Source organism: Pseudomonas xionganensis (assembly GCF_009763245.1).
GTDB classification, from domain to species: domain Bacteria; phylum Pseudomonadota; class Gammaproteobacteria; order Pseudomonadales; family Pseudomonadaceae; genus Aquipseudomonas; species Aquipseudomonas xionganensis.
Genome location: NZ_WKJZ01000001.1, coordinates 214945 through 234715 on the forward strand (window position 1 = coordinate 214945; position 19771 = coordinate 234715).

General features: G+C 63.0%; 21 protein-coding genes. 12 read left to right on the plus strand and 9 right to left on the minus strand.

Annotated features, from left to right (window positions below; translation table 11 throughout):
• Positions 1–3: 3 nt before the first annotated feature.
• Complete coding sequence (locus tag GJV18_RS00995; RefSeq protein ID WP_160342863.1) at positions 4–1497, minus strand: aldehyde dehydrogenase; 1494 nt, start codon at positions 1495–1497, stop codon at positions 4–6.
• A gap of 231 nt (positions 1498–1728) precedes the next feature.
• Here GJV18_RS00995 and GJV18_RS01000 point away from each other — a divergent pair, with 231 nt between their 5' ends.
• Positions 1729–3066 carry an aspartate aminotransferase family protein gene (locus tag GJV18_RS01000; protein ID WP_160342864.1) on the plus strand — a complete coding sequence of 446 codons (1338 nt, stop codon included), beginning with the start codon at positions 1729–1731 and terminating at the stop codon, positions 3064–3066.
• A gap of 20 nt (positions 3067–3086) precedes the next feature.
• Positions 3087–3452, plus strand: coding sequence for a cupin domain-containing protein (locus GJV18_RS01005; RefSeq protein ID WP_160342865.1), 366 nt, complete (start codon positions 3087–3089; stop codon positions 3450–3452).
• 281 nt (positions 3453–3733) lie between these two features.
• On the opposite strand, the gene rpmG is transcribed toward GJV18_RS01005, so the two are convergent.
• The 3 genes from rpmG to radC all read right to left on the minus strand — a co-directional run bounded on the left by rpmG (position 3734) and on the right by radC (position 5091).
• Positions 3734–3889 carry a 50S ribosomal protein L33 gene (rpmG, locus tag GJV18_RS01010; RefSeq protein ID WP_007894709.1) on the minus strand — a complete coding sequence of 52 codons (156 nt, stop codon included), beginning with the start codon at positions 3887–3889 and terminating at the stop codon, positions 3734–3736.
• A gap of 10 nt (positions 3890–3899) precedes the next feature.
• Complete coding sequence (rpmB, locus tag GJV18_RS01015; protein WP_021444015.1) at positions 3900–4136, minus strand: 50S ribosomal protein L28; 237 nt, start codon at positions 4134–4136, stop codon at positions 3900–3902.
• Positions 4137–4416: 280 nt separating this feature from the next.
• Positions 4417–5091 (minus strand): RadC family protein, encoded by a 675-nt coding sequence (gene radC / locus GJV18_RS01020; protein WP_160342866.1) that lies wholly within the window; start codon positions 5089–5091, stop codon positions 4417–4419.
• A gap of 167 nt (positions 5092–5258) precedes the next feature.
• Here radC and coaBC point away from each other — a divergent pair, with 167 nt between their 5' ends.
• The 4 genes from coaBC (at position 5259) to argB (ending at position 10521) form a co-directional block, all read left to right on the plus strand.
• Positions 5259–6467 carry a bifunctional phosphopantothenoylcysteine decarboxylase/phosphopantothenate--cysteine ligase CoaBC gene (gene coaBC / locus GJV18_RS01025; RefSeq protein WP_160342867.1) on the plus strand — a complete coding sequence of 403 codons (1209 nt, stop codon included), beginning with the start codon at positions 5259–5261 and terminating at the stop codon, positions 6465–6467.
• A gap of 28 nt (positions 6468–6495) precedes the next feature.
• Positions 6496–6951, plus strand: coding sequence for a dUTP diphosphatase (dut, locus tag GJV18_RS01030; protein ID WP_160342868.1), 456 nt, complete (start codon positions 6496–6498; stop codon positions 6949–6951).
• A gap of 1229 nt (positions 6952–8180) precedes the next feature.
• Positions 8181–9584, plus strand: a complete 1404-nt coding sequence (gene algC, locus GJV18_RS18600; RefSeq protein WP_407692342.1) for a phosphomannomutase/phosphoglucomutase — start codon at positions 8181–8183, stop codon at positions 9582–9584.
• Positions 9585–9615: 31 nt separating this feature from the next.
• On the plus strand, positions 9616–10521 hold the full coding sequence (gene argB / locus GJV18_RS01040) for an acetylglutamate kinase (RefSeq protein WP_160342870.1): 906 nt from the start codon (positions 9616–9618) through the stop codon (positions 10519–10521).
• A gap of 102 nt (positions 10522–10623) precedes the next feature.
• On the opposite strand, the gene GJV18_RS01045 is transcribed toward argB, so the two are convergent.
• Positions 10624–11217 (minus strand): DUF4124 domain-containing protein, encoded by a 594-nt coding sequence (locus GJV18_RS01045; RefSeq protein WP_160342871.1) that lies wholly within the window; start codon positions 11215–11217, stop codon positions 10624–10626.
• A gap of 29 nt (positions 11218–11246) precedes the next feature.
• Positions 11247–11888: an orotate phosphoribosyltransferase gene (gene pyrE / locus GJV18_RS01050; protein WP_160342872.1), complete on the minus strand. Its 642-nt coding sequence runs from the start codon at positions 11886–11888 to the stop codon at positions 11247–11249.
• An 81-nt stretch (positions 11889–11969) separates the two neighbouring features.
• Between pyrE and GJV18_RS01055 the strand changes: the two genes are divergently transcribed.
• Entirely contained in the window at positions 11970–12749 is a 780-nt protein-coding gene (locus tag GJV18_RS01055; RefSeq protein WP_160342873.1) for an exodeoxyribonuclease III, read from the plus strand.
• Positions 12750–12813: 64 nt separating this feature from the next.
• Here GJV18_RS01055 and GJV18_RS01060 read toward each other — a convergent pair whose 3' ends face one another.
• Together GJV18_RS01060 and rph are read right to left on the minus strand one after the other, a co-directional pair.
• Positions 12814–13185: a DUF4870 domain-containing protein gene (locus tag GJV18_RS01060; protein ID WP_160342874.1), complete on the minus strand. Its 372-nt coding sequence runs from the start codon at positions 13183–13185 to the stop codon at positions 12814–12816.
• A gap of 33 nt (positions 13186–13218) precedes the next feature.
• Positions 13219–13941, minus strand: coding sequence for a ribonuclease PH (rph, locus tag GJV18_RS01065; RefSeq protein WP_160342875.1), 723 nt, complete (start codon positions 13939–13941; stop codon positions 13219–13221).
• A 187-nt stretch (positions 13942–14128) separates the two neighbouring features.
• Between rph and GJV18_RS01070 the strand changes: the two genes are divergently transcribed.
• From GJV18_RS01070 to GJV18_RS01090, 5 genes are all read left to right on the plus strand, one after another.
• Positions 14129–14992 carry a YicC/YloC family endoribonuclease gene (locus GJV18_RS01070; RefSeq protein WP_160342876.1) on the plus strand — a complete coding sequence of 288 codons (864 nt, stop codon included), beginning with the start codon at positions 14129–14131 and terminating at the stop codon, positions 14990–14992.
• A gap of 148 nt (positions 14993–15140) precedes the next feature.
• Complete coding sequence (gene gmk, locus GJV18_RS01075) at positions 15141–15761, plus strand: guanylate kinase (RefSeq protein ID WP_160342877.1); 621 nt, start codon at positions 15141–15143, stop codon at positions 15759–15761.
• A 139-nt stretch (positions 15762–15900) separates the two neighbouring features.
• Positions 15901–16164 (plus strand): DNA-directed RNA polymerase subunit omega, encoded by a 264-nt coding sequence (gene rpoZ / locus GJV18_RS01080; RefSeq protein ID WP_160342878.1) that lies wholly within the window; start codon positions 15901–15903, stop codon positions 16162–16164.
• 60 nt (positions 16165–16224) lie between these two features.
• Positions 16225–18333 carry a bifunctional GTP diphosphokinase/guanosine-3',5'-bis pyrophosphate 3'-pyrophosphohydrolase gene (spoT, locus tag GJV18_RS01085; protein WP_160342879.1) on the plus strand — a complete coding sequence of 703 codons (2109 nt, stop codon included), beginning with the start codon at positions 16225–16227 and terminating at the stop codon, positions 18331–18333.
• 74 nt (positions 18334–18407) lie between these two features.
• Complete coding sequence (locus GJV18_RS01090) at positions 18408–18788, plus strand: RidA family protein (protein WP_160342880.1); 381 nt, start codon at positions 18408–18410, stop codon at positions 18786–18788.
• A gap of 29 nt (positions 18789–18817) precedes the next feature.
• On the opposite strand, the gene GJV18_RS01095 is transcribed toward GJV18_RS01090, so the two are convergent.
• Positions 18818–19696, minus strand: a complete 879-nt coding sequence (locus GJV18_RS01095; RefSeq protein ID WP_160342881.1) for an NAD-dependent epimerase/dehydratase family protein — start codon at positions 19694–19696, stop codon at positions 18818–18820.
• Positions 19697–19771 lie beyond the last annotated feature (75 nt).

Sequence of the window (19771 nt, forward strand, 5' to 3'; positions counted from 1 at the left end):
TACTTACAGCTTGATCCAGGTGGCCTTGATCTCGGTGTACTTATCGAAGGCATGCAGCGACTTGTCGCGGCCATTGCCCGACTGCTTGAAGCCACCGAACGGCGCGGTCATGTCGCCGCCGTCGTACTGGTTGACCCACATGCTGCCGACGCGCAACGCCTTGGCCGCCAGGTGCGCCTTGGACAGGTTGCTGGTCCAGATCGCGGCTGCCAGGCCATAGATGCTGTCGTTGGCGATCTGGATGGCTTCCTCGGTGCTGTCGAACGGAATCACCGTCAGTACCGGGCCGAAGATCTCTTCCTGGGCGATGCGCATGGCGTTATGGGCGTCGTCGAAGATGGTCGGCTCGACATACACACCGCCGGTTTCCTCCAGAGTGCGCCTGCCGCCGCAGAGCAGCTTGGCCTGATCCTTGTGCCCGGCGTCGATATAGCCCAGCACGGCATTGAGGTGGCCGGCATCGACCAGGGCGCCGACCTTGGTGTCCGGGTCCAGGGCATGACCGGCCTTCCAGCCCTGCATGGCTTCCACCACCATGGGCATGAACTTGTCCTTGATCGAACGCTCCACCAGCAGGCGCGAACCGGCGGTGCACATCTCGCCCTGGTTGAAGCAGATCGCCGCCGCCGCAGCTTCCGCTGCGGCCTTGAGGTCCGGCGCATCGGCGAAGACGATATTGGCGCTCTTGCCGCCTGCTTCCAGCCAGACGCGCTTCATGTTGGATTCGCCGGCATAGATCATCAGCTGCTTGGCGATCTTGGTCGAGCCGGTGAACACCAGGGTGTCCACGTCCATATGCAGGGCCAGAGCCTTGCCCACAGTGTGACCGTAGCCCGGCAGCACGTTGAGCACGCCTGCCGGAATACCGGCTTCCAGAGCCAGCTGCGCCATGCGCAGGGCGGTCAGCGGGGATTTCTCGGACGGTTTGACGATCACCGAGTTACCGGTGGCCAGGGCCGGGCCGAGCTTCCAGGCGGTCATGATCATGGGGAAGTTCCACGGCACGATGGCCGCCACCACACCCACCGCCTCGCGGGTCACCAGGCCCAGTTCGTCGTGGGGAGTGGCCGCCACTTCGTCATAGATCTTGTCGACGGCTTCACCGCTCCAGCGGATGGCGCGGGAGGCGCCCGGTACGTCGACACTGAGGGAATCACCGATGGGCTTGCCCATATCCAGGGTTTCCAGCAGCGCCAGTTCTTCGGCGTGCTGATCCATCAGGTCGGCGAAGCGAATCATCACGCGCTTGCGCTGGGCCGGAGCCATGCGCGACCAGACACCGGACTCGAAGGTGGCGCGGGCATCGCTCACGGCCAGCTCGGCATCGGCAGCGTCACAGCTGGCTACCTGGCCGAGCAGGCGACCATCCACCGGGCTGATGCAGTCGAAGGTTTCCCCGGACACGGCCGGGCGAAACTCACCGTGGATAAAAGCACGGCCTTCGATTTTCAGGTTATTGGCGCGCTGCTCCCAGTCGGCACGAGTCAGGCTAGTCATTCGAGCATCCTCTATCGGTAAAAAATGCCGCGGGCACGCCACTGGCACTGTCAATAATTCTGCAAGGCATTATCCACACCTTGGCCTGTCGGCAACACTAAACCAGAGCACGGGGTATTTTCAATATTTTTGACACAAGCCAGCAAAACCCTCTTGTCATGTTCGTTTTTTTAAACATAGACTGCGCAAAACCGTCCACCAACGCCTTATTCGCGCCTGCGGGTGACCAGAATGACCAGCTACAGCCCCGAACAAACGATCAGAAAAACAAACACCCTGGATGATTTCTGGATGCCCTTTACCGCCAACCGTCAGTACAAGGCCAAGCCGCGTCTGCTGGAAAGAGCCGAAGGCATGTATTTCACCAGCGACGACGGACGCAAGATTCTCGACGGCACCGCCGGCCTGTGGTGCTGCAACGCCGGCCATGGCCGCCGCGAGATTACCGAGGCGGTGAGCAAGCAGATCGCCAAGCTGGATTTTGCCCCGACCTTCCAGATGGGCCACCCACTGCCGTTCGAGCTGGCCAGCCGCCTGGCCGAGATTGCCCCGGCAGGGCTGAACAAGATCTTCTTCACCAACTCCGGTTCCGAGTCGGCAGACACCGCCCTGAAAATCGCCCTGGCCTACCAGCGCGCCATCGGCCAGAGCAGCCGCACCCGCCTGATCGGCCGCGAGCTGGGCTACCACGGTGTCGGCTTCGGCGGCATCTCGGTCGGCGGCATGGTCAACAACCGTCGCGCCTTTCCCTTGCAGCTGCCCGGGGTCGACCATCTGCCCCACACCCTGGACATCGCCCGCAATGCCTTCAGCGTCGGCCTGCCCGAATTCGGCGTAGAGAAAGCCGACGAACTGGAACGCCTGGTGACCCTGCATGGCGCGGAGAATATTGCTGCCGTGATAGTCGAGCCGATGTCCGGCTCGGCCGGGGTCATCCTGCCGCCGGTGGGCTACCTGCAGCGCCTGCGCGAAATCACCCGCAAACACGGCATCCTGCTGATCTTCGATGAAGTGATCACCGGTTTCGGTCGCGTCGGCAACGCCTTCGCCGCCCAGCGCTGGGGCGTCACCCCGGACATCATCACCACCGCCAAGGGCCTGACCAACGGCGCCATCCCCATGGGCGCGGTGTTCGTCGATGAGCGGATCCATGACGCCTTTATGCAGGGGCCGGACGGCATCGAGCTGTTCCACGGCTATACCTATTCCGGCCACCCGGTCGCCTGCGCTGCGGCCCTGGCCAGCCTGGATATCTACCAGCAGGAAGGCCTGTTCAGCAAAGCCATCGAGCTGGAGAGCTACTGGCAGCAGGCCCTGTTCAGCCTGCGCGAGCTGCCCAACGTGCTGGATATCCGCGCCACCGGCCTGGTCGGCGCCGTGCAACTGGCGGCCAACAGCCGCGGCCCCGGCCAGCGCGGTTACCAGGTGTTCGAGCAGTGCTTCTATAACGATCTGATGGTGCGGGTAACCGGCGATACCATTGCCATGTCGCCACCGCTGATCGTGGAAAAGCACCACATCGATAGCCTGATCGACAAGCTCGCCGACGCAATCCGCCAGGCCCACTGACCACCCACAAGGAACAACAGATGAATATCGACCAGATTATCGACTTCGCCGAAGCCCAAACCGCTGCCGAACATTACCGCCCGGCACCGGAGAAAATCCTCAAGGGCGACCCGGCGCAGAGCGTGCGCAACCACTATGGCAGCCCCTGCGGCCAGTTCAACGTGGGCATCTGGGAAGGCGCCCCCGGGCAGTGGACCATCTGCTACAGCGAGCACGAGTATTGCGAAATTCTCGAAGGCGTCTCGGTGATCCGCGATGCCGCCGGCAACGCCAAGACCGTACGCGCCGGCGACCGCTTCGTCATCCCGGCGGGCCTGGAAGGCACCTGGGAAGTGCTGGAGCACTGCCGCAAGGTCTATGTGATCTTCGAGCAGGCCAAGGCCTGAGCAACGACTCCTTGTGTCACCCTTTAGCCCGCCTTGTGCGGGCTTTTTTTGTGGCCGGCCCTCCATGGCGGCCACCCCTGCGGGGCCGTCGCTACGTGACGTCAAAAAGTGCTCCCGACACTTTTTTGTGGCTCTTGCGCCTGGCGCCCCCTGAGGGAACCGTCGCGATGCGATGTCAAAAATCGTTCCTGACGATTTTTGCCCCCCGCGCAACCTGAGCCAAATTGCAGGCAAGAAAAAACCCGCACCAGGCGGGTTTTTTCAACAAGTCAGCAGATCAATTACTTGATCTTGCCTTCCTTGTAGATCACATGCTTACGCACAACCGGATCGAATTTCTTGATTTCGATCTTGTCGGGAGTGGTGCGCTTGTTTTTGTCGGTAGTGTAGAAGTGACCAGTACCGGCACTCGAGATCAAACGGATCAATTCACGCATGACTAACTCCTTAAACCTTTTCGCCGCGAGCGCGCAGCTCGGCCAGCACTACGTCGATGCCACGCTTGTCGATAACGCGCATGCCTTTGGCAGAAACGCGCAGACGCACGAAACGGTTTTCCGACTCAACCCAGAAGCGATGGTGCTGCAGGTTCGGCAGGAAACGACGACGGGTTTTGTTGTTTGCGTGGGAAATGTTATTCCCGGTTACCGGACCCTTACCGGTAACTTGACAGACTCTCGACATGCCTCAGCCCTCTAAAACCACATGCCCAACCCGGCATGGGTTGGCCGCTTAAACTCAATGTCATTGGCGCTTGGCGCCGCGTATCTCGAGGGTCTTACCGGCCGTACCTGAAAGCGCAAGAACCGGGCCCCTACAAAAGAGCGCTGCTTTATACCAGAAAGCCCAAACAGCAACAAGGCCGACTGTGTTTTTTACACGATGCCGATTGTCCTCCAGGGCACAGCCAGCACCGCCTCAAGGGCCTCATCCGCACTTCGACCATTCGTCACCCCATTCTCTTTTACAGCCAACCGTACTCGGCCATGGACAGGGGCTCGCCCTCGCCGACGATAAAGTGATCGAGCACACGCACGTCGATCAGCTCCAGTGCCTCCTTGAGGCGCCGGGTCAGCACCCGATCGGCCTGGCTTGGCTCGGCCACCCCGGAAGGATGATTGTGAGTCAGAATCAGCGCCGCGGCGTTATGGGCCAGAGCGCGTTTGACCACCTGCCGTGGATAGACGCTGGCGCTGTCGATACTGCCGTGAAACAGCGCCTCGAAGGCCAGCACCCGATGCTTGGCATCGAGGAACAGGCAACCAAAGACCTCATGGGGCTCGTGGCGCAATTGCGCCTTGAGGTAGTCACGCACCGCCTGCGGGCTTTCCAGGGCCGAGTCGCGCCGCAACTGCTCGGCAAGATGCCGCCGCGCCATTTCCAGCACCGCCTGCAACTGGGCGAACTTGGCCGGGCCCAGCCCCAGGCGCTGGCTGAACGATGACAGATCGGCCTGCAGCAAGGCACGCAGCCCACCGAAATCGCCCAGCAGGTGACGGGCCAGATCCACCGCACTCTGCCCGGCCACCCCGGTACGCAGAAAGATCGCCAGCAACTCGGCATCGGTCAGGCTGCCCGCCCCCTGACTCAACAGCTTCTCCCGCGGCCGCTCCGCCGCCGGCCAATCACGAATACTCATGGCACCTCCCTGTCCACTCATGCTGCCTGCCAGCCCTGGCGGGCAGGCGTCCCGGGCCGCTGCTCCAGCGCGACCTCTGTGCTATCGTAGCGCAGTTTTTGCGCGGTGCCCGGCCTGGGGAAGCGCCAGCACCGCGGCGCACATTCACCTCTATAAAAGGCAGGCCTATGCAGCGGCTTTATCGCAAACGCATAATCGTTGGGGTGGGGGGCGGCATCGCCGCCTATAAGAGCGCTGAACTGGTGCGTCGCCTCAAGGATCAGGGCGCCGAGGTGCGCGTGGTGATGACCCAGGGCGGTCGTGAATTTATCACCCCGCTGACCTTGCAGGCGCTGTCCGGCAACCCGGTGGGCCTGGATCTGCTCGACCCGGCCGCCGAAGCCGCCATGGGCCATATCGAACTGGCGCGCTGGGCCGACCTGGTGCTGATCGCCCCGGCCACCGCCGACCTGATGGCGCGCCTGGCCCAGGGCGTGGCCGATGACCTGCTGACCACCCTGGTGCTGGCCACCGATGCCCCGGTGGCCCTGGCCCCGGCCATGAACCAGGCGATGTGGCGCGACGCGGCCACCCAGGCCAACGCTCAACTGCTCAGCCAGCGCGGCTTCAAGCTGTTCGGTCCGGCGGCCGGCGAGCAGGCCTGTGGCGATATTGGCCCAGGGCGCATGCTGGAAGCCGAGCAACTGGCCCAGTGCGCCGCCGACTGCTTCCAGGGTCAGGCCCTGAGCGGCCTGCATGTGCTGATCACCGCCGGGCCGACCCAGGAAAACATCGACCCGGTGCGCTATATCACCAACCACAGCTCCGGCAAGATGGGCTTCGCCCTGGCCGAAGCGGCTGCCGAGGCCGGCGCCAAGGTGACCCTGGTCAGCGGCCCGGTGCATCTGCCGACTCCGGAACGGGTCGAGCGCATCAATGTCACCAGCGCCCGCGACATGCTGGCCGCCTGTGAAGCGGCGATGCCCTGCGATGTCCTGATTGCCGCTGCCGCGGTGGCCGACTACCGCCCGGAAGTGGTCGCCCAGCACAAATTGAAGAAAGACCCGGCCAGTGGCGACGGCCTGCTCCTGCAAATGGTGCGCAACCCGGATATCCTCGCCACCCTGGCCGGGCGCAGTGATCGCCCGTTCAGTGTCGGCTTCGCCGCCGAGACCGAGAACCTGCTGGAATACGCCTCGCGCAAGCTGCGTGACAAGAACCTCGACCTGATTGTTGCCAATGATGTGGCCAACCCCAGCATCGGCTTCAACAGTGAGGAAAACGCCATCACCATCATCGACCGTGAACTGCGTCTGAGCAGCTTCGGCCAGACCAGCAAGAGCAAGATTGCCCGCCAGCTGATCGACTTTATCGCCGAGCGCCTGCCCCGCGCCTGAACCACCCCATATTAAGAACGAGTCCGCCATGCACGCCTTACAAGCCAAGATCCTCGACCCGCGCCTGGGTAGTGAATTCCCCCTGCCACAGTACGCGACCCCGGGTTCGGCCGGTCTCGACCTGCGTGCCATGCTCAAGGAAGCCGTGACCCTGGAGCCGGGGCAGACCCTGCTGATCCCCACCGGCCTGTCGATCTATATCGGTGATCCCGGCCTGGCGGCGATGATTCTGCCGCGTTCGGGCCTGGGTCATAAGCACGGCATCGTGCTGGGCAACCTGGTCGGCCTGATCGACTCCGACTATCAGGGCGAACTGATGGTGTCCTGCTGGAACCGCGGGCAGAGCGCCTTCACTATCGCTGTCGGCGAACGGATCGCCCAGCTGATCCTGGTGCCGGTGGTGCAGGCGCACTTCGAACTGGTCGAGCAATTCGACGAGAGCCAGCGCGGCGCCGGCGGCTTCGGTCACTCGGGCAGTCACTGATATAGGCTTAACTTGCTTCAGGACGAATCATAAGGGGACGACGCAGCATGAAACTCTTCAAGCGCACCGCCAAGGACGCCACCGTCGAGGCCAGTACCGAGAGTCGCCGCAGTCCAGCCTCGACTTCACCCCTAAAGGCGCTGCTGCCCGGCCTGCTGGCAGTTCTGGGCGGCCTGCTCCTGGCCGCCACCCTGCTCTGGTTCGGCCCGCTGAGCAGCGCCCAGCAACAACAGCTGGCAAAACTCAGCCAGGCCTGGGGCAGCAGCCAGGCCGCATCCCTGCAGCAGGCACTCAAGCAGCTTGCCGCCGACACCCAGAGCGCGGCCAGCAACCCCGACCTGCTGCCAGCCCTGCAAAGCGGTGACAACAACCAGGTACGCAGCGCCGAACGCGCGCTGCGCCACTGGCACGGGGTGGTCGACGCTCATCTAAACCTGCGTAACCAAGCGGTGCAGGACATGGGCCGCGAGGCACCGATGAACTTTGCCGCCCTGGATATGCTGCGCCGGGTTGAAAGCGGTCAGAACCCGGCCCCGGAAGCCTTCAAAGTGGGCCAGCGCTGGCTGGTTTACAGCGCAGCAGCACTACGGACGAACGACGGCGCGCCGATTCAGGGCACCCTGCTGCTGGCCGTCGATCTGGAGCGCCTGCTGACCAGCCTGCCCCCCCTGCCCAGCGATGCCGGACAGATCCAGCTGCGCCAGCAGTTTGCCAATGCCCCGACCCAAGTCTTGATGCAGCGTGGCCAGCCCGGCGGCGAGGTGCAGAGCCTTGCCAGCGGCAATCCCAACTGGACCCTCAGCTTCAGCCCCGGCACGGCCCTGACCAGCCCCATACTGGCGCCCATCTGGCTGGCCCTGGCCGGCCTGCTGGCGCTGCTCGGTGGCCTGCTCGGCCTGCTTCTGCTGCACAGCGACCTGCATAAACGCCTGCACGCCGACGTCCTGCAGCTGGCGCAACTGGTGCAGGAACTGGCCTCCGGCAAGGCCGTGAAATCCTTCAGCCTGCGCCTGCCGATTCTCGACAGCCTGGCCCAGACCCTGGCCCGCCTGCCGCGCCGCGCCGCGCCCAGCGTCGGCAGCACGGAGGCCGCCAGCCCCCAGGCCAGTGCCTCCACGAGCGCACCCGCCAGCGCCAGCGAACCCCTGGTCGAGCCGCTGTTTCAGGACACCGATATTCTCGATTTCGACATCCTCGACGAAGATGCCGACCTGCTCGGCCTCGACGACATACCCAGCGCGCCGACACAGGCCCTGCCGCCCAAGCTGCCCGAGGAAATATTCCGCGCCTATGACATTCGCGGCGTCATGGGGGCCGGCCTGAGTGCCGAAACCGCCTACTGGCTGGGCCGCGCCATCGGCTCGCAGAGTCTGGCCCAGGGCGAGGCCAATGTGGCCGTGGGCCGTGATGGCCGCCTGTCCGGCCCGGAGCTGACGCAGCAGCTGATCCAGGGTCTGCTCGATTGCGGCTGCAACGTCAGCGACGTCGGCATGGTGCCGACCCCGGTGGTCTATTACGCCGCCAACATCCTCGCCGGCAAATCCGCGGTGATGATTACCGGCAGCCACAACCCGCCCGAGTACAACGGCTTCAAGATCGTGATCGCCGGCGATACCCTGGCGGGCGAGCAGATCCAGACCCTCAAGACCCGCCTGGATACAGGCGACCTGGCCAGCGGCGTCGGCCGCGCCGAGCAGGTCGATGTACTGCAGCGCTACTTCAAACAGATCCGCGACGACATTGCCCTGGCCAAGCCCATGCGCGTAGTGATCGACTGCGGCAATGGTGCCGCCGGGATCATCGCCCCGCAACTGATAGAGGCCCTGGGCTGTTCGGTGATTCCGCTCTATTGCGAGGTAGACGGCACTTTCCCCAACCACCACCCGGACCCGGGAAAGCCGGAGAACCTGACCGACCTGATCGCCAAGGTCAAAAGCGAAAACGCCGATCTCGGCCTGGCCTTCGACGGTGATGGCGACCGCGTCGGCGTGGTGACCAACAGCGGCACCATCGTCTACCCCGACCGCCTGCTGATGCTGTTCGCCAAGGACGTGGTGTCGCGCAACCCCGGCGCCGACATCATCTTCGACGTCAAATGCACCCGCCGCCTGACCCCGCTGATCAGCGGCTACGGCGGCCGCCCGGTGATGTGGAAGACCGGCCACTCGCTGATCAAGAAGAAGATGAAGGAAACCGGCGCACTGCTGGCTGGAGAAATGAGCGGGCATATTTTCTTCAAGGAACGCTGGTTCGGCTTCGACGATGGCATCTATGCCGCCGCCCGTCTGCTGGAGATCCTCAGCCAGGACAAGCGCAACGCCGAGCAGGTGTTCAGCGCCTTCCCCAACGATATCGCTACCCCGGAGATCAATATCCAGGTCAGCGAGAAGAGCAAGTTCAGCATCATCGAGCGCCTGCAACGCGACGGTCACTGGGGCGATGGCAACATCACCAGTCTCGACGGCATTCGCGTCGACTATCCCAAGGGCTGGGGTCTGGTCCGCGCCTCCAACACCACACCGGTTCTGGTGCTGCGTTTCGAGGCGGAAACCCAGGAGGAGCTCGACCGCATCAAGGAGGTCTTCCGCGCCCAACTGTACAGCGCCGTACCCGACCTCAACCTGACCTTTTGATTGATCCGCATAACGCTTACTGGAGCCCTGCATGACCCTCGAACGCGATGCCGCCAGCAATGTCGCCAAGGTACTGTCCGAAGCACTGCCTTATATCCGCCGCTTTGTCGGCAAGACCCTGGTGATCAAGTACGGCGGTAACGCCATGGAAAGCGAAGAACTGAAGGAAGGCTTCGCCCGTGACATCGTGTTGATGAAGGCCGTAGGCATCAACCCCGTGGTGGTACACGGCGGCGGCCCGCAGATCGGTGATCTGCTCAAGCGTCTGAGCATCGAAAGCCACTTTATCGACGGCATGCGCGTCACCGACACGGCCACCATGGACGTGGTGGAAATGGTTCTTGGCGGCCAGGTCAACAAGAGCATCGTCAACCTGATCAACCAGCACGGCGGCAGCGCCATCGGTCTGACCGGCAAGGACGCCGGCCTGATCCGCGCCAAGAAGCTCAAGGTCAGCCGTCAGACCCCGGAGATGACCCAGCCGGAAATCATCGACATCGGTCATGTCGGCGAAGTTACCGGGGTCAACACCGACCTGCTCAATATGCTGGTCAAGGGCGACTTTATCCCGGTGATCGCGCCGATTGGCGTGGGCAGTGACGGCGAGTCCTACAACATCAACGCCGACCTGGTCGCCGGCAAGGTGGCCGAAGCGTTGAAAGCCGAGAAGCTGATGCTGCTGACCAATATCGCCGGCCTGATGGACAAGCAGGGTGAAGTGCTTACCGGCCTGACCACCGAACAGGTCGACGACCTGATCGCCGATGGCACCATCTATGGCGGCATGCTGCCGAAGATCCGCTGCGCTCTGGAGGCGGTGCAGGGCGGCGTCAACAGCGCCCATATCATCGACGGCCGGGTGCCCAACGCGGTGTTGCTGGAGATTTTCACCGACAGCGGCGTCGGTACCCTGATCACCAATCGCAAGCGTCACTGAGCAGACAGGCCCTTGAATCAGCCGCCTCAGCTCGGCTGATTCAAGGGCCTTGGTCAAGAGCAACGGCCATCATCCGCTACGGCGAGATGGCTTCAGGTCCAATCACTGACGCCTGTCGAGCAAGACCTTAAGCCGATCACGGTCAGCATCGAAGGCCGCATCCGCCTCCGTACGCGCCTGGCGGTAACGCTCGATGTCGGCCTTGAGGCGTTCCTGCTCGGCCTTCTGGTTTTCAATCTGCGCCAGCAGATGCTCGGGCACCTGGCGCCCGGCCCGCTCATGCTCGGCGGCCTGCCCCTGCAAATTGCCCTGATGCACCCGCGCCGACTGCAGATTACCCCGCGCCACGCCAATCAGGCTGTCCAGCTCGGCCATCTTGCGCTCACGAGCACGCTCCACGTCATCGAGATTGCTGTACAGACGCAGCAATTGCCCATCGCTCTTGGCCCGCGCCTTTTCGGCCAGAATTTCCTGCATTTCCTCGGCACTGGGCGCCGGCGGCACTACCCGCACCACGCGCCCCTGGCTGTTGAGCACCTCATAGCCACGGGCGATATGTTCCGGCGGCACCCCCTGACGGCTAAGCACCGTGGTGCCCTTCTCGTCGGTGTAGCGGTACAACTCACTGGCCCCCGCCAGCACCGGCAGGAGCGAGCCGAACAACAGCGCACAACAGGTCAGGACGGGTTTGCGCATGGGGCCATCACCTTCTTCTTGAGCTGGGTTCAGATGCCGTACTCGGCACGGTAGGCTTCAACCGCCGGCAAGTACTGCTTGAGTTCAGCATCTTCGGCCAGATATTCCAGCACCTGCTGCAGGGACACAATACTGACCACCGGCATGCCGTAATCGCGCTCCACTTCCTGGATCGCCGACAGCTCGCCCTGGCCCCGCTCCTGGCGATTCAGGGCAATCAGCACACCGGCCGCCTGGGCGCCCTGGGCCTGGATGATCTGCATCACTTCGCGGATCGCGGTGCCGGCGGTGATCACGTCATCGATGATCAGCACGCGGCCGGCCAGGGGTGCACCGACCAGGGTACCGCCCTCGCCATGGTCCTTGGCTTCCTTGCGGTTGAAACACCAGGGCAGGTCACGCTGATGGTGCTCGGCCAGGGCCACCGCGGTGGTCGCAGCCAGGGGGATGCCCTTGTAGGCCGGGCCGAACAGCACGTCGAAATCAATACCGCTATCGACGATGGCGGCAGCATAGAAACGCCCCAACTGTGCCAGGGCTTGACCGCTGTCGAACAACCCGGCATTGAAGAAGTAAGGGCTGATCCGCCCGGATTTGAGGGTGAACTGACCGAAGCGCAGAACCCCGCGCTCGATGGCAAAACGAATAAACTCGCGCTGGTACGCCTGCATGAAAAGCCCCGGGCAACAAGGAATTTAGCTAATAAAGATGAGCTCGGTTATCATACACGCACGTGATTTTGGGGGCCATTTATGCGGATCATCAGTGTGAACGTGAATGGTATTCATGCGGCAGTCGAGCGTGGTTTGCTCAGTTGGCTGCAAGCACAGAATGCCGACGTGATCTGCCTGCAGGACACCCGCGCCTCCGCCTTTGAACTGGACGACCAGGCCTTCCAGCTGGATGGCTATTTCCTCTATGCCTGCGATGCTGAAGTGCCAAGCCAGGGTGGCGTGGCGCTCTATTCGCGGTTGCAACCCAAGGCGGTAATCAGCGGCCTCGGCTTTGAAATGGCCGACCGCTATGGGCGCTACCTGCAGGCCGATTTCGACAAAGTGAGCATTGCCAGTCTACTGCTGCCATCCGGCCTGCACGGTGACGAAAACCTGAACCAGAAGTTCAAGTTTATGGACGACTTCACTCATTATCTGGACAAGCAACGCCGCAAGCGCCGTGAATACATCTATTGCGGCTCGCTCTATGTGGCGCACCAGAAACTGGATGTGAAGAACTGGCGCGACTGCCAGCAGCAGCCGGGTTTCCTCGCCCCAGAACGGGCCTGGATGGACGAAGTGATCAACCAGATGGGCTATGTTGATGCCCTGCGTGAGATCAACCGCGAAGGCGATCAGTTCAGCTGGTGGCCGGACAATGAACAGGCGCAGCTGCTCAACCTGGGCTATCGCTTCGACTACCAGCTGCTCACTCCGGGCATGCGCCGGACCGTACGCAGCGCACGCCTGCCGCGCCAACCGCGCTTCTCCCAGCATGCGCCGCTGATGGTCGACTACGACTGGACACTTAGCGTCTAGCTGCTGGCCAGGGCACAGAAAAAAGCCGACCCAGTGGTCGGCTTTTTTGCCTTTCGCTACAGCCCTACTTCACCAGACGCCAGGCGAAGGGATAGCGATAAGCCTGCCCCTCATTGGCCTTGATCCCGGCAATAATGGTCAGCACCAGCGCGGCAATACCCACCAGCACCATCAACGGAATACCAATCAGCACCACCGACAGCAGCAGACAGATCAGCATCGCAATGGTCACACTGATCTGAAAGTTCAGCGCTTCCTTACCCTGGGCGTCGACAAAGGGATCGAGATCCTTCTTGATCTGCCAGACGATCAGCGGCCCGAGCAGATTGCCGAACGGGAACACCAGGCCGAGAAAGGCCGCGAAATGGCAGAACATCGCCCATTGCCGAGCTTCCTGGCCGGGGGTCTGCTGGGGCGTCTGGGTCTCATCGCTCATGCTGCATCTCCTTGGTTTATGGTTCAGGCTAGATCAATCGTCCAAAGCCGCCTGCTGCAGTGCGAACAATTCACTCATGCCTTGTTGCGCCAGGGCCAGCATGGCATTCAGCTCGGCCGGCTGGAACGGCGCGCCTTCGGCAGTGCCCTGCACTTCGATAAAGCCGCCGGCACTGGTCATCACCACATTGAGGTCGGTTTCCGCTGCCGAGTCTTCCAGATAATCCAGATCCAGCACCGGCTCGCCCTGATACATGCCCACCGATACCGCGGCAATCATCTGCTTGAGCGGATCGCCATTTTTCAGGCCGCCACGCTTCTTGATCGCCTTCAGGGCATCAACCAGGGCCACCATGGCGCCGGTGATAGAGGCGGTGCGGGTGCCACCGTCGGCCTGAATCACATCGCAATCGACATACAGGGTGAACTCACCCAGCTTGGACATATCCAGCGCCGCGCGTAGGGAACGACCGATCAGACGCTGGATTTCCAGGGTACGCCCACCCTGCTTGCCGCGACTGGCCTCGCGCTGGTTACGCTCGCCGGTGGAGCGCGGCAGCATGCCGTACTCGGCGGTCAGCCAACCCTGGCCCTGGCCCTTGAGAAAGCGCGGCACACCGGATTCGACGCTGACGGTGCAGATCACCTTGGTGTCGCCAAACTCCACCAGCACCGAACCCTCGGCATGCTTGGTGTAGTTGCGGGTGATGCGAATCGAGCGCAACTGATCGGCGGCGCGGCCACTGGGACGTTTCATCAAGAACTACCTGCTGGAGTGGAGAAATCTGTCGGCATTATAGGGCCCTGAGCCCGACACGCCATGCCGAATTGGGCCAGGCAGCGCACTGCGCTACAATCTCGCCCTTTAGCCATACCGTCATGCCGACCCGACGCCACAGCCATCGGGTCGGTCATTCGAGTCGGATATAACGCGAGGTTTACCCATGATCCACAGCATGACGGCCTTCGCCCGTGCCGAACAGGCCGGCGCAGGCGGCACCCTGAGCTGGGAGCTGCGTTCGGTCAACCACCGCTATCTGGAGCCCCATCTGCGCCTGCCGGACGCCTTCCGTGACCTCGAAGGCGCGGTACGCGAGGCCCTGCGCAGCGGCCTGTCCCGCGGCAAGGTGGAATGCACCCTGCGCTATAACGAAGACAGCAGCGGCAAGGCCCTGCAGGTCGATCTGCAGCGCGCCAGCCAGCTTGTCCTGGCGGCAGAAAGCGTGGCCGCCCTGATCAAGCAGCCGGCACCACTCAACCCCCTGGAAGTGCTGGGCTGGCCCGGCGTGCTGGTGGCCGATGCCGCCGATCCGCAGGCGCTCAATCAGGCCGCTCTGGGCCTGTTCGGCCAGGCTCTGGACGAGCTCAAGCAAGGCCGTCTGCGCGAAGGCGCGGAGCTGGCCAAGCTGCTCAATGAGCGCCTGGACAGCATCGCCGAGGAAGTGGCAGCCCTGCGTGAACTGGTGCCACAGATGCTCGCCACGCAACGGCAGAAGATCATCAGCCGCTGCGCCGAGATGCAGGCCGAACTGGATCCCCAGCGGCTGGAGCAGGAGCTTGTTCTTCTTGCCCAGAAAAGCGATGTGGCCGAAGAGCTGGATCGCCTCGTCACCCATGTGGCCGAGGTGCGCCGGGTCCTCAAGAGTGGCGGCGCCGCCGGCCGGCGCCTGGACTTCCTGATGCAGGAACTCAACCGCGAAGCCAACACCCTGGGTTCCAAGGCTTTTGACCCGCGCAGCACCCAGGCCGCGGTCAATCTGAAAGTGTTGATCGAGCAGATGCGCGAACAGGTACAAAATATCGAATGAAAACTACTGCGCTAGGCTATGCCGCGTTGAACTCAGGTTCGAAATGCTCATTTACAGACGTAAACTCCGCTTTCAAACCTGACTTCGCCTTGCCTAGCCGTCGCTCGCTACGTTTTCAAGCCCCACAAGACTTGTTCAGGAAGCTCTAATGGCTACCACCACCGGCACCCTCTATATCATTTCTGCCCCCTCTGGCGCGGGCAAGACCAGCCTGGTCAAGGCGCTGATCGACAGCGAGGCGCAGATTCGCGTCTCGGTCTCGCACACCACCCGCGCCATGCGCCCGGGCGAGGTGGACGGGGTCAACTACCACTTCGTCGCCCGCGAGCAGTTCAGCGCCATGCTGGAGCGCAGCGAGTTCCTCGAACATGCCCAGGTTTTCGACAACCTCTATGGCACCTCGCAGAAGTGGGTCGAACAGACCCTGGCCGAAGGCTTTGACCTGATCCTGGAGATCGACTGGCAGGGCGCCCAGCAGGTGCGCCGGCTGATGCCCCAGGCCAAATCGATCTTTATCCTGCCGCCGACCCAGGAAGCCCTGCGCCACCGCCTGACCAATCGCGGCCAGGACAGCGGCGAGATCATCGAACGGCGCATGCGCGAGGCGGTCAGCGAGATGAGTCATTACGTCGAGTACGACTACATCCTGATCAATGACGACTTCGCCCATGCCCTGAGCGACCTCAAGGCCATCTTCCGCGCCAACCAGCTGCTGCAGGGCCCGCAACAGCAGCGCCACGCCGGCCTGCTCAGCGAGCTGCTGGCCTAGGCAACAGCAGGCCAGGCCCGGAATTTTTCGTGCCGCCCGTAGCTTAACGCTTGCGGCGGCCCCACGGGCTTAACTAGACTATCCAGTCCGCTCGCCCATTTGGGCACAGCTCTATTTTGCATATGCTACGAGGAACACCATGGCTCGCGTGACCGTTGAAGATTGCCTGGACAACGTCGATAACCGCTTTGAGCTGGTTATGCTCGCCACCAAGCGCGCGCGCCAGCTGGCTACCGGCGGCAAGGAGCCGAAAGTGGCCTGGGAAAACGACAAGCCCACCGTAGTGGCCCTGCGTGAAATCGCCGGCGGCCTGGTGGACTATGACGTGATCGCCCAGGACGAGATCGTTGAAGAAGAGCCGCTGTTCGCCGCCTTCGAGGAAGAGGCCAACGAGCCTCTGTAAGCCGATGCCGGGTCGAAGTCATACGGCGCAGGCACCTCTAAGTCGGCAGGGAGAAACACCATGCCGAGCATAGACGCCCTCGCCGACAGACTTTCGACCTACCTCGACGACGACCAGGTCAACCTGGTGCGTCGCGCCTATTTCTACGCCGAGCAGGCCCACGACGGCCAGCGCCGCCGCAGCGGCGAGCCCTACGTGACCCATCCGCTGGCCGTGGCCAGCATCCTCGCAGATATGCATATGGACCATCAGAGCCTGATGGCCGCCATGCTGCATGACGTGATCGAAGACACCGGTATCGCCAAGGAAGCCCTGGACGCCCAGTTCGGCGAATCCGTGGCGGAGCTGGTGGACGGGGTCAGCAAGCTGACCCAGATGAACTTCGAGACCAAGGCCGAGGCCCAGGCCGAGAACTTCCAGAAGATGGCCATGGCCATGGCCCGGGATATCCGGGTAATTCTGGTCAAGCTGGCCGACCGCCTGCACAACATGCGCACCCTGGAAGTGCTGTCCGGCGAGAAGCGCCGACGCATCGCCAAGGAAACCCTGGAAATCTACGCCCCCATCGCCAACCGGCTGGGCATGCACAGCATGCGCGTGGAGTTCGAGGACCTGGGCTTCAAGGCCATGCACCCGATGCGCTCCGAGCGCATCCGCGCCGCGGTCAAGCGCGCCCGCGGCAACCGCAAGGAAATCGTCAACAAGATCGAAGAGTCGATCACCCATTGCCTGGCCCGCGAAGGCATGGAAGGCGAAGTGATGGGCCGCGAGAAGCACCTCTACGGCATCTATCAGAAGATGCGCGGCAAGCGCCGGGCGTTCAACGAGATCATGGACGTCTACGCCTTCCGCATCGTGGTCGACAAGGTCGACACCTGCTACCGCGTGCTCGGCGCGGTGCACAACCTGTACAAACCGCTGCCGGGTCGCTTCAAGGATTACATCGCGATCCCCAAGGCCAACGGCTACCAGTCGCTGCACACCACCCTGTTCGGCATGCACGGCGTGCCCATCGAGATCCAGATCCGCACCCGCGAGATGGAAGAGCTGGCCAACAACGGCATCGCCGCCCACTGGCTGTACAAGTCCAATGAGGAAGACCAGCCCAAGGGCAGCCACGCCCGAGCGCGGCAATGGGTCAAGGGCGTGCTGGAGATGCAGCAGCGCGCCGGCAACTCGCTGGAATTTATCGAGAGCGTGAAGATCGACCTGTTCCCCGACGAGGTCTACGTCTTCACCCCGAAAGGCAAGATCATGGAGCTGCCCAAAGGCTCCACGGCGGTGGATTTCGCCTACGCGGTGCATACCGACGTCGGCAACACCTGCATCGCCTGCCGCATCAACCGCCGCCTGGCGCCGCTGTCCGAACCGCTGCAGAGCGGCTCCACCGTGGAAATCGTCAGCGCCCCCGGCGCCCGCCCCAACCCGGCCTGGCTCAACTTCGTGGTCACCGGCAAGGCGCGCACCCATATCCGTCACGCCCTCAAGCAGCAGCGTCGCTCGGAATCCATCAGCCTCGGCGAGCGCCTGCTGAACAAGGTGCTGACCGGGCTGGACAGCCACCTGGACAAGATCAGCGCCGAACGCATCCAGGCCACCCTGGGCGAATATCGCCTGGAGGTGATCGAGGATCTGCTGGAGGATATCGGCCTGGGTAACCGCATGGCTTATGTGGTGGCCCGCCGCCTGCTCGCCGACAGCGGCGACGAACGCCCGAGCAGCGAAGGTCCGCTGGCCATCCGCGGCACCGAGGGTCTGGTGCTGAGCTACGCCAAGTGCTGCACGCCCATTCCCGGCGACCCCATCGTCGGCCACCTGTCGGCCGGCAAGGGCATGGTGGTGCACCTGGAAAACTGCAAGAACATCGGCGAAATCCGGCACAACCCGGAGAAATGCATCCAGCTGTCTTGGGCCAAGGACGTTACCGGCGAGTTCAATGTCGAGCTGCGCGTCGAACTGGAACACCAGCGCGGCCTGATCGCCCTGCTGGCCAGCAGCGTCAATGCCGCCGACGGCAATATCGAGAAGATCGGCATGGACGAACGGGACGGTCGCATCAGCGTGGTGCAGCTGATCGTCAGCGTGCATGATCGCGTCCATCTGGCCCGGGTGATCCGCAAACTGCGCGCCCTCAAGGGCGTCATTCATATCAACCGCGTACGGGCCTGACAGCAGAGCCGATACGCCGACGACATAGCCATGCTGGGCACAAGCCCACACCCCACCCTCACCAGGAGAACATAATGAGCAAGACTGTTATCACCAGCGACAAGGCCCCCGCCGCCATCGGCACCTACTCCCAGGCGATCAAGGCCGGCAATACCGTCTATATGTCCGGGCAGATCCCCCTCGACCCCAAGACCATGGAACTGGTGGAAGGCTTCGAAGCCCAGACCGTGCAGGTGTTCGAGAACCTCAAGGCCGTTATGGAAGCCGCTGGCGGCTCGTTCAAGGACGTGGTCAAGCTGAACATCTTCCTCACCGACCTGTCCCACTTCGCCACCGTCAACGAGATCATGGGCCGCTATTTCCAGCAGCCCTATCCGGCCCGCGCCGCCATCGGCGTAGCCGCGCTACCGAAGGGCGCCCAAGTGGAAATGGACGCGATTCTGGTCATCGAGTAAGCCCCTCTGACGGGGTTTCAGGCCCCGCCTTATTCAAGCTGCAGGCCTTCTAGAAGGCCTGCATCGCCCAGAATGGCCCGATACCCCTCTCGATAGCTGGGATACTGCGGCGCCCAGCCCAGCCCCCGGGCGCGGCCATTGCTGCAACGCTTGCTGCCGGCGCGGCGCACCTGGGCCGTATCGCTCCAGTGCGTGACATTCAGCTGCTCACGAAGCCAGGCCACCACCTGATCCAGCGGCGCAGGCTCATCGTCGACGCCGATATAGCAGTTTTCCAACACTACACCGCGCTGGTCGGCCTGCAGCAGGTAGGCCAGCAGGCCGGCGGCATCGTCCACATGGATACGGTTGCCATACAGCGGCGGCTCGCTGGCCACCCGATAGCCCTGGCGCACCTGACCCAGCAACCACTCGCGCCCTGGCCCGTAGAGGCCGCTCAGGCGCACGCAGGTAGCGGGCAGGCCGCTGCCCAATGCCAGCTGCTCGGCCTCACGCATTACCCGCCCGGAATAGCCCGCGGCCTCGGCCGGCGAGCCCTCATCGACCCACTCCCCGCCCTGCTGGCCATACACCCCGGTGCTGGAGACAAACAGCAGGCGCCTGGGCGTTTGACCATGCTCGGCCAGCCAGCCCAGCACCCGATGCAATCCCTCGACATAGGCGCTGCGATAGCCGGCCTCGTCATGCGAATTGGCGGCGGCGCAATACACCAGATAGTCCAGTTTCCCGGTCGGCCAGGCGGATGGACACTCATCCATTTGCAGATCACCGGCCACAGGCACGATCGCGCCAGGCAGCTGCGTCACCGAACGGCGCAGTCCGTATACCGACCAGCCCTCAGCCGCCAGGCGTACACCCAGACGCGTGCCCACATCGCCACAACCGGCGATCAATAGCGAAGCGTTCATCCATCCCCTCCCCAGACCAAAGCCTGAGTGTAGCGCGGTTGGTCTATTGCAATACAAAGGCTATGCTTAGCGGCA